This window comes from Mitsuaria sp. GD03876, from assembly GCF_029840635.1.
In the GTDB taxonomy this organism is placed as follows: domain Bacteria; phylum Pseudomonadota; class Gammaproteobacteria; order Burkholderiales; family Burkholderiaceae_C; genus Roseateles.
In genome coordinates, this window is sequence record NZ_JAOCCU010000021.1 from 25,089 (window position 1) to 39,161 (window position 14,073).

Sequence of the window (14,073 nt, forward strand, 5' to 3'; positions counted from 1 at the left end):
CTCAGCGATGCGCCTGCAGCCATTCCTCGACGGACTTGGCGCTGGTGCCGACGGCGTCGACCGCGTGCCGCAGCAGCTCCGGCGACACGCCGAAGCGCTCGCCCCAGTAGCGCAGTTCGTAGTCGTCCTGCACGTTGACGCGGTGCCGGTCGCTGCTGTGCGGGCTGGACGTTTCCTCGGTCATGACGATCTCCCTGATGTCATCGGGTCCCGGCCGTTCGCGCCAGGGGCGCGTCGCCTCAGGCCGGCTTGCGCGACGGCGGCACGCGGCTGCTGTCCTCGCCGTCGAGCGTCGCCCCGGGATCTTCCTCCCCGGCGACCGATTCGTCGAACGAATGGTCGGGCACGGCCGGCGGACCCGGGTCGTGCGGCCGGGGCGGGGCGGGGCGGGCGCCCTCGGTGCCGGGCGCCGGCGCGGGGCCGGAGGGCGTGTCGATCGCGTCGACGGGCGTGGGCGCGTCGGACCCGACGGAGGTGGACGGCGCGTTCGTGGCGTTCATGGCGTTCCCCGGGATGCTGGTGGCCGAGACGAAACGCCGCTTGCCGGCGCGCTTGGCCATGGTCATCGCCGTCTCGGCCAGGCGCATCAGCGACTCGGACTGGCGGCCATGGTGCGGGGCAAACGCGATGCCGATGCTGGCGGTGATGCTGGCATGGGCGCCGTCGGGCAGCCGGACCGGTTCCGCGACGGCCTCCAGCATGCGGCGCAGCGCCGGCTCGGCCTCGTGCTCGGCCCGCAGCGCGCCGAGCAGGATCGCGAACTCGTCGCTGCCCATGCGGGCGACCAGGTCGTGGTTGCGCACGCCGCCGAGCAGCCGCTGGGCCACGACGCGCAGCACGACGTCGCCGGCCTCGTGGCCGAACTCGTCGTTCAGGTCCTTGAAGCCGTCCAGGTCGACCCAGCACACGGCCACCAGCCCGACGCGCTCGCCCAGCAGCGTGAGCGCGCCGGCCAGCCGCTCGGTGAAGCGCACGCGGTTGGGCAGGCCGGTCAGCGCGTCGTGCACGGCCAGGTGCTGCGCGGTGGCTTCGCTTTCCTTGAGCGCGGTGATGTCGACCATCATCCACAGCGACTCCTGGGCCGACACCGACGCGCCGCTCAGGTCGATCCACACCGGCGTGCCGTCCTTGCGCCGCATGCGCAGCTGGCGGCGGTAGCGGCGGCCGGACTCGATGGCCGGGTAGGCGGCCTCGCCGACCTCGCGGAAGGTGGTGTCGTCCAGGTAGAGCTGGCGGGTCGGCTGGCCGATCAGCTCGCCGGGCGCGTAGCCGAACAGCGAGGCCAGCGCGCGGTTCTTCCAGACCACGGTGCGGTCGCGCAGCCGCATCATGCCGACCATGTCGTTGTCGAGCATCAGCGCCTGTTCCAGCGCCAGCCGCTGCAGGCCCGCGGCGGCGCGCCGGTCGCGGCGCTGCTGCAGGAACACCAGCGCCGAGCAGCCCAGCACCGTCAGGATCACCAGGCCGGCCAGCGCGCTCTGCTGCAGCGCCTCGCCGCGCCAGGCGGCGAGGAAGTCGGCGGTGCTGGCGCCGGTGAAGATCGTCAGCGGGTAGCCGCGCACCTGGCGGTAGCAGGTGATGCGCTCGATGTTGTCGAGCTTGGTCTTGGTCATGTACCAGCCCTGCTGCGGGTTGGTCGCCATCTTGCGCATCAGGTCCTCGGACACGATCACGTCGCCGACGCCGCGGATCGAGTGCGGTTCCGCCGCCGAGTAGCGCGCGATCAGGCGCTGGCTGCGGGTGCGCAGCGAGATCGCGCCCTCGGCGCCGATGGTCAGGCCCTTGAAGCTCTCGATGAAGTGCTCGGTCGACATCGACGTGTAGACGACGCCGGCGAAGACGCCGTCCTCGGTCTCGAGCCGGCGGGCCACGACGATGGCCCATTTGCGCAGCACGCGGCCGAACAGCGGTTCGGAGATGACGGCGGCGTCGCTGTTGCGGGCGCGCTGGAAGTAGTCGCGGTCGCCGACGTTGACCGAGTTCTCCTCGCCGGCCAGGCCGTAGATGACCTGGCCCCGCGCGTCGGTCATGCGGATCGCGTCGACCTGCGGCAGCAGGCTGCGCTGGTCGGCCAGGGCGCGTTCCATCGCGCGCTTGAGCTGCTCGGGGCTGCCGGGGGTGCGGCGGTACTGGAGCGCCAGCGTGGCCAGCGCGTTGTCGACCTGCTTGAGTTCGGCGCCGATCTCGATGCTGAGGCTGGCGGCCAGGTTCTCGGTGGTCTCGCGGGCGCGGGTCAGGTCGGACTCGCGCCCGGCCTGCAACGCCAGCCAGGTGGCCGCGACGATCGCCCCGGCGATGACGAGGTTGCCCGCCGCCAGCCACAGGGCCAGCCGGGTCAACGGTCGGGGGGCGTAGGAGGAGGGACGTTCCATCGGAGGGCGCGCGGGCGAAGCGGCCATCGTAACCGGGACATACAAGCTCGTGACTTTGTTCACTGGCTGCCACCGGTGGTGGTCACCTACCGTGCCTGCCAGACACGACCAACACGCCTGGGCCTTCGACGGACAAGACCGTCGAGCACCGGGTGATCAGGGGAATCACTGCGGATGGACAGGGCCATTGGATTCAGGCCATGGGAAGTCACGGCCATGACCAACGAGGCCGTGCTGGCGATGCACGCCGAGGAAGCTCCCTTCCTCTGGGCGTCGCGCGATCACGCCGTCCAGGCTGCCCACTACACGCTCGACGCGCTCGTGCGCCTGGATGACCGTGTGCAGGCGCATCTGGAGGGTCTGCAGGTGGATGCCGGCGCCGGCGCGCGACATGCCCGAAGGGCCCTGGCGACACTGGACGCCGGGACTGTCTTCATGGTGGGCGCGCTGGCGTTCCAGGGCGATGAGCCAGATCGGGTCCGTGACGCGTTCGCGGCCGCCAGCGGCTTGCCGGACGGCCGTCGGCCGCTGGCGAGCGCCCTGGCGTGGCAGGACGATGCCGCTTCGCGGCGCTGGCGCGACCGCCTGCTGACGTCGTCTTCCCCGCAAGCCCGCCGCGTCGCCATGGACGCGTCGCGTCTGTGCCGGAGCACGACCGTCGCCGAGGTGCTCGATGCCCTCGCCGACCGGGACGCGCACGTCCGCGCCGCCGGTGCCCGAGCGGCCGGTGAATGCCGCCTGGAAGGTGCGATCGGGGCGCTGCGTGCGCTCCTCCGGGACGCTGACGATCTCTGCCGGTTCCGGGCCGCCTGGTCGTTGACCTTGCTCCACGATGCCGATGGTCTCGCCGCCCTGATTCCATTCTGCGAGCACCCGGCGGTCGCCTGGGGGGCGATCGAACTGAGCCTGCGCGTGCTTTCCCTTGAACGAGGTCGGGAGCTGGCGCGCCGGCTGGCCGGGGCGCCGTTCGCGCGAGCGCTGGTGATCGGCGCCACCGGCGTCATCGGCGACCCGCAGGCGCTGCCGTGGTTGCTGGGCCAGATGAACGATCCGGCCGTGGCGCGCGTCGCCGGCGAGGCATTCAGCGGGATCACCGGCGTCGATCTCGACCGGGACGACCTGTCGAAGGACGCCCCGGACATCGATGACGCGCAGGCCGCCGACGACGCGCAGGCGTCCGACGCGGTGGACGACGACATCGCGGCGATGCCGCCTCGTCACCAGGACAGCCTGCCCTGGCCGGACGTGGACAAGCTCAAGGCCTGGTGGGACCAGCACCGGGATGAGTTTCATCCCGGACAGCGCCATCTGTGCGGGCAACCGGTGTCGGCAGCCCAGGCCCGGCGTGTCCTGAAGCAGGGCCGTCAGCGCGATCGGGCCGCCGCGGCACTCGAGCTGTCGCTGCTGGAACCGTCCACGGTGCTGTTCGACGTCCGCGCGCGCGGACGTCTGCAAAGGAAACGGATGGCGCCATGGAGTTCGTGAACGAAACCGGCGTGCAGGCCGGATGGACCCTGGGTTTCGATCGCGAGGGTCGCGAGTTGATCGTGGTCGCCATCAAGGCGACCTTCGACATTCCGCGCGCCGGCGAGGCGCCGATGCTCTCCGCGGTGCAGGTGCCGCTGATCGAATCCGACGAGTTCAGCGGCGATCCCGGCTGGAGCGCGCCGGTGAGGGAAGTGGACTTCGCGCATCGCAAGCCCCGATGCGACGTGCTGATCCACGGCAGCGCCTACGCGGCAGGGCAGGGCACTTCGCGCGTCGTCGTCGGTGTCGGCGTGTCGACGATGAGCAAGGCCTTCATCGTGACCGGGCCGCGGCAATGGCGCCGAGGGGTGCTCGGCATCACGCCGGGCCAGCCGGAGGCGTTCACCCGCGCGGCGATCAGCTACGACAACGCCTATGGCGGCACCGATTCCGCCGAGGACTCCAGACCGGTCAAGGCCTACCGGACCAACCCGGTGGGCCTCGGCTACCGGCCGTACCAGCACGGCATCGACGGCACGCCGATGCCGGTCACCGAGGAGCTCGACGCTCCCGTGACCGAGACCGACGGCCGCTACCGGCCGATGTCCTTCGGTCCGATCGGCCGGAGCTGGTCGCCCCGGGCTGCGCTGGCGGGCACCTATGACGACGCCTGGCGAGATCGTCGCGCGCCGTTCTGGCCCGCCGATTTCGACGATCGCTACTTCCAGTCGGCGCCGCAGGACCAGCAGATCGCCCATCCCGTCGGCGGCGAGGTGGTGACGCTGCGCCACCTCACGCCGGATGGTCATGTCGCGTTCGCGTTGCCGAGGATGCCGATGCCGGTGCGCTTCGTGCCGCACAAGGGTCGCGAGCAACTCATGGCCGCCGTGATCGACACGCTCGTCATCGAACCTGACGAGGGGCGCTTCACGATGACCTACCGGGCCAGCCAGACGATGCGCCGCAGTTGCTTCGACCTGCGCCAGGTCATCGCGGGCGAACCCACCGCCGCGTGGTTCCGCGCACGCCGTCTTGGCAACAAGCCCTACTACAGGAGCCTGGCCGATCTGGTCAGGAGCCGCCGATCATGAGCGCGTCGACCCTGCCGGCGCTCTCCGTCCTGGCCAGCGGCCTGGTGACCTGCCTCGGCTTCAACGGCCCGGCGAGCCTCGCGGCCATGCGGGCCGGCGTCCGTCACGTGCGGCTCACCAACCTCTGGGATGCCTCCGCCGGCGAGTACGTGGCGGCGGGCAAGGTCGACCTGCCGCAGTGGTGGCCCGGCGCCGGCAAGCTGGCCGACCTGGTGGCGCCGGCCATCGGCGAATGTCTCAAGGCCGCGACGGACGCCACGCGGACCGAGGCCAGGCGCATCCCGCTGTTCCTTGTCTTGCCGCGCCCCGATCGCCCCCATCTCCAGGCGCGGCTGGACGAGCGGCTGCTGGAAGAGATCGGCTTCAAGCTGGGTCTGCCGCTGCATCCCGACAGTCGCCTGTTCCCGGCGGACCGGGCGGCCACGGTCTCGGCGCTGGTCGCGGCCCGGCAGTGGCTGTCGGACAGTGCCGAGCCGTACTGCGTGATCGCCGGCGTCGACAGCCTCATCGAACCGAAGCTCGTCGACGAGCTGTTGAGCCGCCGGCGCATTCTCAGCGGGGACAACTCCAACGGCTTCTCGCCGGGAGAGGCGGCGTCCGCCGTGCTCGTCGGCCGCGAGGGCCACGGTTTCGCCGACGAGCTCCAGATCCTCGGGTGGGGCTCCGGCCACGAGCCCGCGACGCCGGATTCGGAGGTGCCCCTGCGCGGCGACGGGCTGATCGAGGCGATCGGACAAGCGCTCCAGGCGAGCGGCCTGTCGATGCAGGAGTCGCATTTCCGCATCTCCGACCTGAATGGCGAGCACGATCGCTTCAAGGAGATGACGTTCGCGATGCTGCGCTACGAGCGTCACCCCCGGCCTCTGCTCAACGAGCTGTGGCATCCCGTCGAGCACGTCGGTGAAGTGGGCGCGGCGATCGGCCCGCTGCTGCTGGCCGTGGCGCTGCATGCGGGGCAGAGGGACTACGGCGTCGGATCGACCGCGTTGTGCACCTTGTCCAACGACGACGGTGCCAGGGCCTGCGTCGTCACGCGCTTTCGCCGACTGGCGGGTCACCTTCCGGCCGGGAGTCCGAGATGAGCAGGAAGGTTTACGCCAACGGCCGCGAGATCTCGGCGAAGAAGGACGACAACAAGGCGATCTGCTCCATGCCGGACGTCTGCCTGTCGCCCCCCGGCCCGCCGGCCGGTCCGATTCCCATCCCGTATCCCAACACCGCGCAGGCGAGCGACACCGACGGGGGATCCCGCAGCGTGAAGATCGGCGGCGGCGAGGTCGGGCTGAAGAACGTCTCCACCTACAAGAAGAGCACCGGCGACGAGGCCGCGACGAAGTCGTTCGGCATGAGCGTGATCAGCCACAACATCCAGGGTCCGCTCAAGCACGCGGCCTGGTCCATGGACGTGCGCATCGAGGGTCAGAACGTGATCCGGCACATGGACATGACCACGCAGAACCACTCCAACCCGGGTTCGGTGCCTGGCATCGACATCGCGAGCATGGCCGCGCCAGGCGGGGACGCCGAGTGCGTGGAGCTGGAGAAGATGGCGCGGCAGGCGGTCACCGACGATTTCGTCGACAAGGAGATCCCCGGCAACGTCGCGCTGGTGAACAGCAAGACTTCCGGGGGAGCGTTCTACAAGGCGGTCCAGCCGGACAATGCGCAGATCATTCACTCCGGCAAGGCCGCCGGGTACGCCAAGCCGCATGGAGAAGCCAACCACCCCTGCGACGGCAAGGCGCACAACTCCAATTCGCAGGGCAATCGCGATCATTGCGAATGCAAGATCCTGCACAAGGCCAGCGGCGAGGGCATGAGCGGTGGCGGATCGATCACCATGCGGATCAACTGGAACACCGACGGCGCCCTGTCGGACAGTCCGTGCGGCGCCTGCATGGGGTCGTTATGCGATGCGGCAGCCAGCTGCGATGTCGAGATCTACCTGTGCAACGGGCCGCCTGACAATATGAAGAAGCAGAAGGCCCCTTGCCACACCGTCAACCACAAGGACGGCTCCCAATCCCACAAGTGGCAGTCCAAGCGCTGGACCAAACACAAATGAATCGTCGACCCCCTCCCCATATCGCGGAAGCTGGCGTGCCGTTCACGCCGCCGGACTACCCCTGGACGCACCAGACCAGCGAGGAAGTCCTGTTCCACCAGCCTCGCATCGCGCACAGGATCGGTGAGATGTCGGCCCGCGCGGCGCTGGCGTTCTCCCTCGGCGCGCTGGAATGGACGCTGTGGCGCCTGCACAAGGCGCTGCCCGACGACCGGACGTTCCAGTTCCTGGATGCCGCCTGGGCGGGCCTCGTCGACTGGCGCTATCTCGATGCCTTCATCGACTTTCCCTGGGAGGAGACTTTCGACCGCGAGATCGCCGGGCCGCTCGCCGCGTCGTTCTTCTGCCTCGAGGAGGCCTTCGCGGATGCCCGGGACGACAAGCCCTTCATCCACCATCCGGTCTCGATCTCCGAGGTGGCGCTTCGCGTCTGCGGCGTGCCGGACGCATTCAAGTCCTGGCGCCGCGTCACCATCGACCGGTTGATCGAGCGGGATCCCAAGGACTACTCGGCCAGACTTGGTCACGCACTGCCGCGCGACATCGTCAATCCGACCTATGCCAATTCCGAGCCACGGGACGGCGAAAGGATTGCCGCCTACCTGGCATCGCTGGACTGGCAAGCCAATCCGTACCTGGGCAAGCCTGACGAGATGAAGGCCGACGGCTTCGAAGGAGAACCCTATCGCTGGCCCGCGAACGGCTCGCCGACGCCATGACGCTGCCCATTCCTTCGTACGTCCGGATCGAGGGCATCGGCACGCCGGAGATCCGCTTCCGATGGGATGACTGGAACGTCGAGGCGGTGGACATGCCGGTCGATGAGGCGCTGCAGGCACGTCTGGCCGCGATGTCGCAACGCGCGGTGGCCGCCTTCACGATCGGGGCCAGCGAGTGGCTGATCCATCGGTTCTCCGGCCTGGCGAGCGACACCTTGCCGCGCCAGTATCTGGAAGCCGCCTGGGCCCAGCTCTGCGACTTCCACTACTCGACGCACTTCGACGTCGATACCGATCAATGGCGGGGACCGGTCCGAGGGCCGATGGGGACCGCGATTCGCCGGGTCAAGTTCGCCTTGCGGCAGGCCGACGTCGAAGGCAACCCGGAGTGGAGCGCCTGCCGGCTGTCGAAGCTGATCGAGCACGTGCTGCCCGATGCCACGCCCTACCTGGCCTGGCGAGACCGGATCATCGACCGGTTCGTGGCGCTCTATCCGTTCAAGAAGGGCGATTCGCTGGGAGATCCCGTGCCCTGGCAGTTCGCCGATCCGGCGCATGACGCGCGACTGGACGACGCGGAGGCGCTGCTCGCCGAGTTCATCCGCGGACTGGAGGGCAGGCAGAACCCGTTCATGAACTCGCCGGAGGTCATGGTGGCGCAGGGCTTCAAGCGGACGCCCTATCGCTTCAGCCTGGCGGAGGATCGGCAGGCCCGCTGGGAGTGGTAGGCGCGCCAGCCGCGGAGACGCCGGTCGACGCGTCAGTTCAACTGCACCGACCCACCGCGGATGCGGTTCACGCCGGTCGAGCGGGTCGAGACGTAGCTGCCTTCAATGAACACTTCGCCGGTCCGGGTCAACGTGATGCTGGCCTTGCCGCAGCGCAGGACCATCTCCTTCTGCGCGCTGACGACCAGGCGTTGACCATCGGCGTCCACCTGCACCTCATCCGGCCGCTCCCTGAGCGGCCAGGCCTCCTGGCCCCGCAGGACGCCGATCACGATGGGCTTGGCAGGATCGCCCCCTTCGAAGGCCAGAAGGACCTTCGTGCCGATGTGGTCGGCGTGCAGGTCGACGACGCTCCGGGCACGCAAGGCCGATCCGAGCGGCAGGCTCGGATCGATCACCATGGGCGTGGCGCCTTGATCCGCCAGGGCGACCAGTTCACCCACCTGGACAGCCAGGCCGGAGACCGCCGCCGCTGGGGTCCAGCCCGTTTCGAAAGGCTCTCTGCCGCTCATATGCTTGCCTTTGGTAGTACCGGGTCACGGTACTGGCAGCCGCCCGAGGGCAATAGCGACCAAAGTCACGCGGCGGTGGCACGCCGGAACGTGTCGCCAACTTCAACCCCTTTCCCTTGGATCACCATGCCCACGCTCACCTCTCCCGCGTACATCCGGCAATCCGGCGCCGCCGATCAGGCGATCGGTTATGAATGGCGCGGCACGGCCGACTTCAACAAGGAGAACGAGAAGCTCGCCAAGCAACTCGTGACGATGAGCGCCAGGGCTTGCCTGGCATTCGCGGCCGGCTTGGCCGAATGGGTCGTCTGGCGGCTCGAGGGCCGGAGCGACTTCGGCGCGCCGTTGCAGATGATCGAGGCGGCCTGGGTCGCGCAGCTCGACGCGCGCTACGTCAAGATCCCCACGGAGTACGAGTTCGCCGAGCGCAGCGGCCCGGTGGACGGTGTCCTGCTGGCGACGAAGGACCTGCTCGAAAGCGCGCTCCGGTCCTACAACACGCCTTCCGCGAAGAACCTGTTCGGCAAGACCGTCTACCTCTATCAACTGGCGCGGCATGTCGTGCCGGACACCAAGCCGTTCGACGTCTGGGTGAAGGCGTCGATCGCGCGCCTGAACGCGATCTATCCGAGGGTCGATACCGACGTCAAGGGCGAGCCCGTGCCCCGCGAAGCCGTGGACACGACGGCCGAGTTCGGCAAGGAGGCCGCGCCGGAGCAGCTGTCGGCCTTCCTGCGCGGCATCGAGCCAGCCTCGAATCGCTACCTGCGCACGCCGGAGGAACTGGTGGCCGCGGGCTTTGCCGGCACGCCTTACCAGCTGGGCTGAGGCGCGCTGAAACGCCTCGCCGATCGGGCGATCAACCGCGGCCCAACTGCCTCTCCAACCCCTCCAGCACCCGATAACACGGCAGCACCTGCGCCACGCTCGCGTTGGGCTCGCGGCCCTCGCGGATCGCCGCGACGAATTCGCGGTCCTGCAGCTCGATGCCGTTCATCGACACGTCCACCTGGCTGACGTCGATCCTCTCGTCCTTGCCGGTCATCAGGTCGTCGTAGCGCGCGACGTAGGTGCCCGTGTCCCCGATGTAGCGGAAGAAGGTCCCCAGCGGCCCGTCGTTGTTGAACGACAGCGAGAGCGTGCAGATCGCGCCGTTCGCCGCCTTGAGCTGCAGGCTCATGTCCATCGCGATGCCCAGCTCGGGATGCACCGGCCCCTGCAGCGCGTTGGCCTGCACCACCGGGCTGCCGCATTGGTACGCGAACAGGTCCACCGTGTGCGCCGCGTGGTGCCACAGCAGGTGGTCGGTCCAGCTGCGCGGCTCGCCCAGCGCGTTCATGTTGGTCCGCCGGAAGAAATAGGTCTGCACATCCATCTGCTGGATACGCAGATCGCCGGCCGCGATGCGCCGGTGCACCCATTGATGGCTCGGGTTGAAGCGCCGCGTGTGGCCGCACATCGCCACCAGCCCGGTCTCGCGCTGGCGCCGCGCCACCGCCTCGCCGTCGGCCAGCACGTCGCACAGCGGGATCTCCACCTGCACGTGCTTGCCGGCGTCCAGGCAGGCCAGCGCCTGGCTCGCGTGGAGCTGCGTCGGCGTGCACAGGATCACCGCGTCGACGTCGTCGTGCCGCAGCGCCTCGTCGAGCTCGGTGCCGGCGTGCGCGATGCCGTACTTCGCCGCCGTCTCGCGGGTCTTGCCCAGGTCCCGGCTGATCAGCGACACGACCTCGACGCCGTCGATCAGCCGCAGCGCGTCCAGGTGTTTCTGGCCGAAGGCGCCGGCCCCGGCCAGCGCGATGCGAAGGGGTGCGTTCATGCGTCCTCGAGGATGAGATGGCCCACCGCCGTGTTGGACGCGGGCACGTGATAGAAGCGGTGCGCCACGCGCGGGGCCGGGCCGCCGGCCAGGTCGCCCATCGCGCCGCGCGCGATCAGCCACATGACCAGCTCGATGCCCTCGGACCCGGCCTCCCGGACGTAGTCCAGGTGCGGCAGCTCGGACAGGCCGCGCGGGTCGGCGATCAGGCGGTCGACGAAGGCGTTGTCCCACTCGCGGTTGATCAGCCCGGCGCGCGGGCCCTGCAACTGGTGGCTCATGCCGCCGGTGCCCCAGACCTGCACGTTCAGCGGCTGGTCGAAGGACTCGACCGCGCGCCGGATCGCCTGGCCCAGCTGCAGGCAGCGCCGCCCCGACGGCACCGGGTACTGCACGACGTTGACCGCCAGCGGGATCACCGGCACCGGCCAGGTCGGCGCGTCGACGGGCTGCTCGCCGAACAGCAGCGACAGCGGCACCGTCAGGCCATGGTCGACCGTCATGCGGTTGATCAGCGTCAGGTCGAAGTCCTGCTGGATCACGCTCTGCGCCAGGTGCGCGGCCAGCTCGCCGTGGCCGGTTACCGGCGGCACCGCGCGCGGCCCCCAGCCCTCGTCGGCCGGCTCGTAGCGGTCGGCGGTGCCCAGCGCGAAGGTCGGGATCATGTCCAGGCTGAAGGCGTTGGCATGGTCGTTGTAGACCAGCACGATCGCGTCGGGCCGGTGCTCGGCCATCCAGCGCCGCGACGGCGCATAACCGGCGAACAGCGGCGCCCAGTACGGCTCGGCCGTGCGGCCCTGGTCCATCGCCACGCCGATCGCCGGCACGTGGGAGGTGTAGACGGAAGCGCTGATGCGCGCATGCGTGCTCATCGGCGCGGTCCTTTCGTGTCGTGTCGCGTGTCCTGCCGGGTGTCGCCGGCCGTGGCGCCGGTCGCGTCCGCGGCCGCCTGCGGCGTCACCGGCGCGCGGCGGGGCGTGCCGTCCGGACGGCGGCCGCCGGCCAGCATCATGTCGCGGTAGTCGCCTTCGCTCATGCCGGTCATGCCGGCGGCCATCTGCTGGTAGCTGCGCCCGTCGGTCGCGCCGATCTTGGCCAGGAAGTAGATGTTGCCGCCCAGCCGGATGCACTGGTTCAGGTCGCGTGCCAGCACGGCCTCCTTCTGCGCGGCGGTCATCGGCCATTCGTCGAGGTAGGCGCGCTCGTCGGCCTTGAAGCGCGCGCGGTTCTCCGCCTTCATCAGCGACATGCAGAACTGGTTCAGCCAGTACCCCTTGCGCGCCTGGTCGGCATCGAAGATCGTGGTGCCGGGAATGTCCCGGTAGGGCTTGTCGAGCGGCATGGGGGTCTCCTGCGGTCTCCTCGGGGTGTCGGTGCCACGCATCAGCGGATGGCCTCCGGCCAGTACAGCCGCATCGGGTTGTCCACCAGCAGGCGCTGGCGCAGCGCCTCGGTCGGCGCGATGCGCGGGATCACGTCGACCAGCAGCCCGTCGTCGGGCATGTGGTCCTTCAGGTTGGGATGCGGCCAGTCGGTGCCCCACAGCACGCGGTCCGGGAAATCCTCGACGACGCGCCGCGCGAAGGGGACGACGTCGCGGTAGGGCTCGCGCTCGCCGGCCAGCGCGGGCGGCCCGGCGACCGACAGCCGCTCCGGGCAGGTCACCTTGCTCCAGACGAACGGGTGCTCGCGCAGGAAGCGCAGGAACAGCGCGAACTCCGGGCCGTCGACCGGCTTCGTCACGTCCGGCCGTCCCATGTGGTCGACGACCACCGTGGTTGGCAGCGCGCTGAAGAAGTCCCACAGCTCGGGCAGGTCCGGCGCCTCGAAGTAGAGGACGACATGCCAGCCCAGCGCCTTGACGCGATGCGCGATCTCCATCAGCTCGTCGCGCGGCGTGAAGTCGACCAGCCGCTTGACGAAGTTGAAGCGCACGCCGCGCACGCCGGCCTCGTGCAAGGCCTCGAGCTCCCGGTCCGTCACCGCGCGCCGCACCGTGGCCACGCCACGGGCCCGGCCGCCGGAGGCCCGGCAGGCATCGACCATCGCGCGGTTGTCGTCGCCATGGCAGGTCGCCTGGACGATCACGTTGCGGCTGAAGCCCAGCCGGTCGCGCAGCGCGAAGAGCTGGTCCTTGCCCGCGTCGCAGGGCGTGTACTTGCGCTCGGGCGCGTAGGGGAACTCGGCGCCCGGGCCGAAGACATGGCAGTGCGCGTCGACCGCGCCGTCGGGCAGCTGGAAGCGGGGCACCGAGGGATCCTGGTACCAGTCGAGCCAGCCCGGCGTCTTGTCGAAACCGCCGGTGGTGGGAAGCGTCATCGCGGGGTCCTTGGTCGAGATCAGGTCTTGGGGCGCGCGAGGTGCGCGAGCAGCCGGTCAGCCTCGGTGCGCCAGTCCGGACTGCGGCCGAAGCCGGCATCGGCGCGCTCGCCGAAGACGCCGTCCTCGGTCAGGTCGGCCATCCAGGCCTGGCGCTCGGCGGTGCCCTCGGCGCTCCAGGGCGTGAGGCCGGCGTCTCGGACGGTCTCGGCGACCTCGCGCACTTCCTCGCCGCGGCGCCGGCCGTGCTGGATCACGCGCTGGAAGAAGTAGGCCGCTTGCTTCTCCCAGTCGATGCCGGGGAAGGTCTCCCGCAGCGAGGCCAGCACCGCGTCCTCGACGCCGTAATGGCGCGCGCTGGTCAGGCTCTCGATGACCATGGCCTCCAGGCCCTTGATCATCACCGAGCGGCACATCTTGGTCGCGCTGACGACGCCCAGCTCGGCGCTGCCCACGGTCGGCGCGAAGCCCAGCCGCTTGAGCAGCGGCTCGATCGCGGCGGCATGCGGGCCGCCGAGCAGCAGCGGGACCTTGATGCGGTACGGCGGCACGCTGGTCATCACCGCGCCTTCGACATAGCGGCCGCCTCGCGCATGGACCGCCTCGGCCGCCTCGCGCTTGGCCTTGGGCGAGGCCGAGTTGAAGTCCAGCACGACCGTGCCCGGTGTCAGGCCGGCGGCGGCCGCGCGCGCGGCGTCGACCGTCTGGCTCGCGGTCACCGCGCTGACGACCAGGTCCGCCGGCGTCGCGACCATCGTGGCGGACGTCATCAGCTCGACGCCGAACTCGACCGCGTGCTCGCGCATCCGGTCGGCGTCGGTGGACGGCGATTCCAGCTTCAGGTCGTAGGCGCTGACGGCGACGCCGGCGGCACGCAGGTCTTCCGCCAGCAGGCGTCCGACCTCGCCATAACCGACCAGGCCGATGCGCAGGTCCTTGAGGTCCTGCGCGTCCTTCGGGTCCGGGACTGCCGCGCTCATG

Annotated in this window: 15 protein-coding genes; 7 read left to right on the forward strand and 8 right to left on the reverse strand. The window is 69.9% G+C overall.

Going from position 1 to position 14,073, the window contains the following annotated elements; all coding sequences use genetic code 11:
* Position 1: 1 nt before the first annotated feature.
* Positions 2–184 (reverse strand): DUF3606 domain-containing protein, encoded by a 183-nt coding sequence (locus N5D62_RS14675; protein ID WP_279758579.1) that lies wholly within the window; start codon positions 182–184, stop codon positions 2–4.
* 55 nt (positions 185–239) lie between these two features.
* Positions 240–2,372 (reverse strand): diguanylate cyclase, encoded by a 2,133-nt coding sequence (locus N5D62_RS14680; protein ID WP_279758580.1) that lies wholly within the window; start codon positions 2,370–2,372, stop codon positions 240–242.
* Positions 2,373–2,588: 216 nt separating this feature from the next.
* On the opposite strand from N5D62_RS14680, the gene N5D62_RS14685 reads away from it, so the two are divergent.
* Genes N5D62_RS14685 through N5D62_RS14710 form a run of 6 tightly spaced genes read left to right on the forward strand, consistent with a single transcriptional unit; the run spans position 2,589 to position 8,442 of the window.
* Positions 2,589–3,857 carry a TIGR02270 family protein gene (locus N5D62_RS14685; RefSeq protein WP_279758581.1) on the forward strand — a complete coding sequence of 423 codons (1,269 nt, stop codon included), beginning with the start codon at positions 2,589–2,591 and terminating at the stop codon, positions 3,855–3,857.
* Positions 3,845–4,930 carry a DUF2169 domain-containing protein gene (locus N5D62_RS14690; RefSeq protein WP_279758582.1) on the forward strand — a complete coding sequence of 362 codons (1,086 nt, stop codon included), beginning with the start codon at positions 3,845–3,847 and terminating at the stop codon, positions 4,928–4,930. Before N5D62_RS14685 ends, N5D62_RS14690 begins: the two co-directional genes overlap by 13 nt.
* Complete coding sequence (locus N5D62_RS14695) at positions 4,927–6,012, forward strand: hypothetical protein (protein ID WP_279758583.1); 1,086 nt, start codon at positions 4,927–4,929, stop codon at positions 6,010–6,012. Before N5D62_RS14690 ends, N5D62_RS14695 begins: the two co-directional genes overlap by 4 nt.
* Positions 6,009–6,995, forward strand: coding sequence for a DUF4150 domain-containing protein (locus N5D62_RS14700; protein WP_279758584.1), 987 nt, complete (start codon positions 6,009–6,011; stop codon positions 6,993–6,995). Before N5D62_RS14695 ends, N5D62_RS14700 begins: the two co-directional genes overlap by 4 nt.
* Before the next feature lie 35 nt (positions 6,996–7,030).
* Positions 7,031–7,714 carry a hypothetical protein gene (locus N5D62_RS14705; RefSeq protein ID WP_279758585.1) on the forward strand — a complete coding sequence of 228 codons (684 nt, stop codon included), beginning with the start codon at positions 7,031–7,033 and terminating at the stop codon, positions 7,712–7,714.
* Complete coding sequence (locus N5D62_RS14710) at positions 7,711–8,442, forward strand: hypothetical protein (RefSeq protein WP_279758586.1); 732 nt, start codon at positions 7,711–7,713, stop codon at positions 8,440–8,442. The genes N5D62_RS14705 and N5D62_RS14710 overlap by 4 nt, the downstream gene beginning before the upstream one ends.
* 32 nt (positions 8,443–8,474) lie before the next feature.
* On the opposite strand, the gene N5D62_RS14715 is transcribed toward N5D62_RS14710, so the two are convergent.
* Complete coding sequence (locus tag N5D62_RS14715) at positions 8,475–8,954, reverse strand: DUF6484 domain-containing protein (RefSeq protein ID WP_279758587.1); 480 nt, start codon at positions 8,952–8,954, stop codon at positions 8,475–8,477.
* 126 nt (positions 8,955–9,080) lie between these two features.
* Between N5D62_RS14715 and N5D62_RS14720 the strand changes: the two genes are divergently transcribed.
* Positions 9,081–9,782 (forward strand): hypothetical protein, encoded by a 702-nt coding sequence (locus N5D62_RS14720; protein ID WP_279758588.1) that lies wholly within the window; start codon positions 9,081–9,083, stop codon positions 9,780–9,782.
* Positions 9,783–9,813: 31 nt separating this feature from the next.
* On the opposite strand, the gene N5D62_RS14725 is transcribed toward N5D62_RS14720, so the two are convergent.
* Genes N5D62_RS14725 through N5D62_RS14745 form a run of 5 tightly spaced genes read right to left on the reverse strand, consistent with a single transcriptional unit; the run spans position 9,814 to position 14,072 of the window.
* Positions 9,814–10,773: a Gfo/Idh/MocA family oxidoreductase gene (locus N5D62_RS14725; protein ID WP_279758589.1), complete on the reverse strand. Its 960-nt coding sequence runs from the start codon at positions 10,771–10,773 to the stop codon at positions 9,814–9,816.
* A complete protein-coding gene (locus tag N5D62_RS14730) occupies positions 10,770–11,645 on the reverse strand; it encodes a class III extradiol dioxygenase subunit beta (protein WP_279758590.1) in 876 nt (291 codons plus the stop codon). Before N5D62_RS14730 ends, N5D62_RS14725 begins: the two co-directional genes overlap by 4 nt.
* Positions 11,642–12,115 carry a protocatechuate 4,5-dioxygenase subunit alpha gene (gene ligA / locus N5D62_RS14735; protein ID WP_279758591.1) on the reverse strand — a complete coding sequence of 158 codons (474 nt, stop codon included), beginning with the start codon at positions 12,113–12,115 and terminating at the stop codon, positions 11,642–11,644. Before ligA ends, N5D62_RS14730 begins: the two co-directional genes overlap by 4 nt.
* Positions 12,116–12,156: 41 nt before the next feature.
* Positions 12,157–13,092 (reverse strand): amidohydrolase family protein, encoded by a 936-nt coding sequence (locus tag N5D62_RS14740; RefSeq protein WP_279758592.1) that lies wholly within the window; start codon positions 13,090–13,092, stop codon positions 12,157–12,159.
* Between the two features lie 20 nt (positions 13,093–13,112).
* Positions 13,113–14,072: an NAD(P)-dependent oxidoreductase gene (locus N5D62_RS14745; protein WP_279758593.1), complete on the reverse strand. Its 960-nt coding sequence runs from the start codon at positions 14,070–14,072 to the stop codon at positions 13,113–13,115.
* Between the last annotated feature and the right edge of the window lies 1 nt (position 14,073).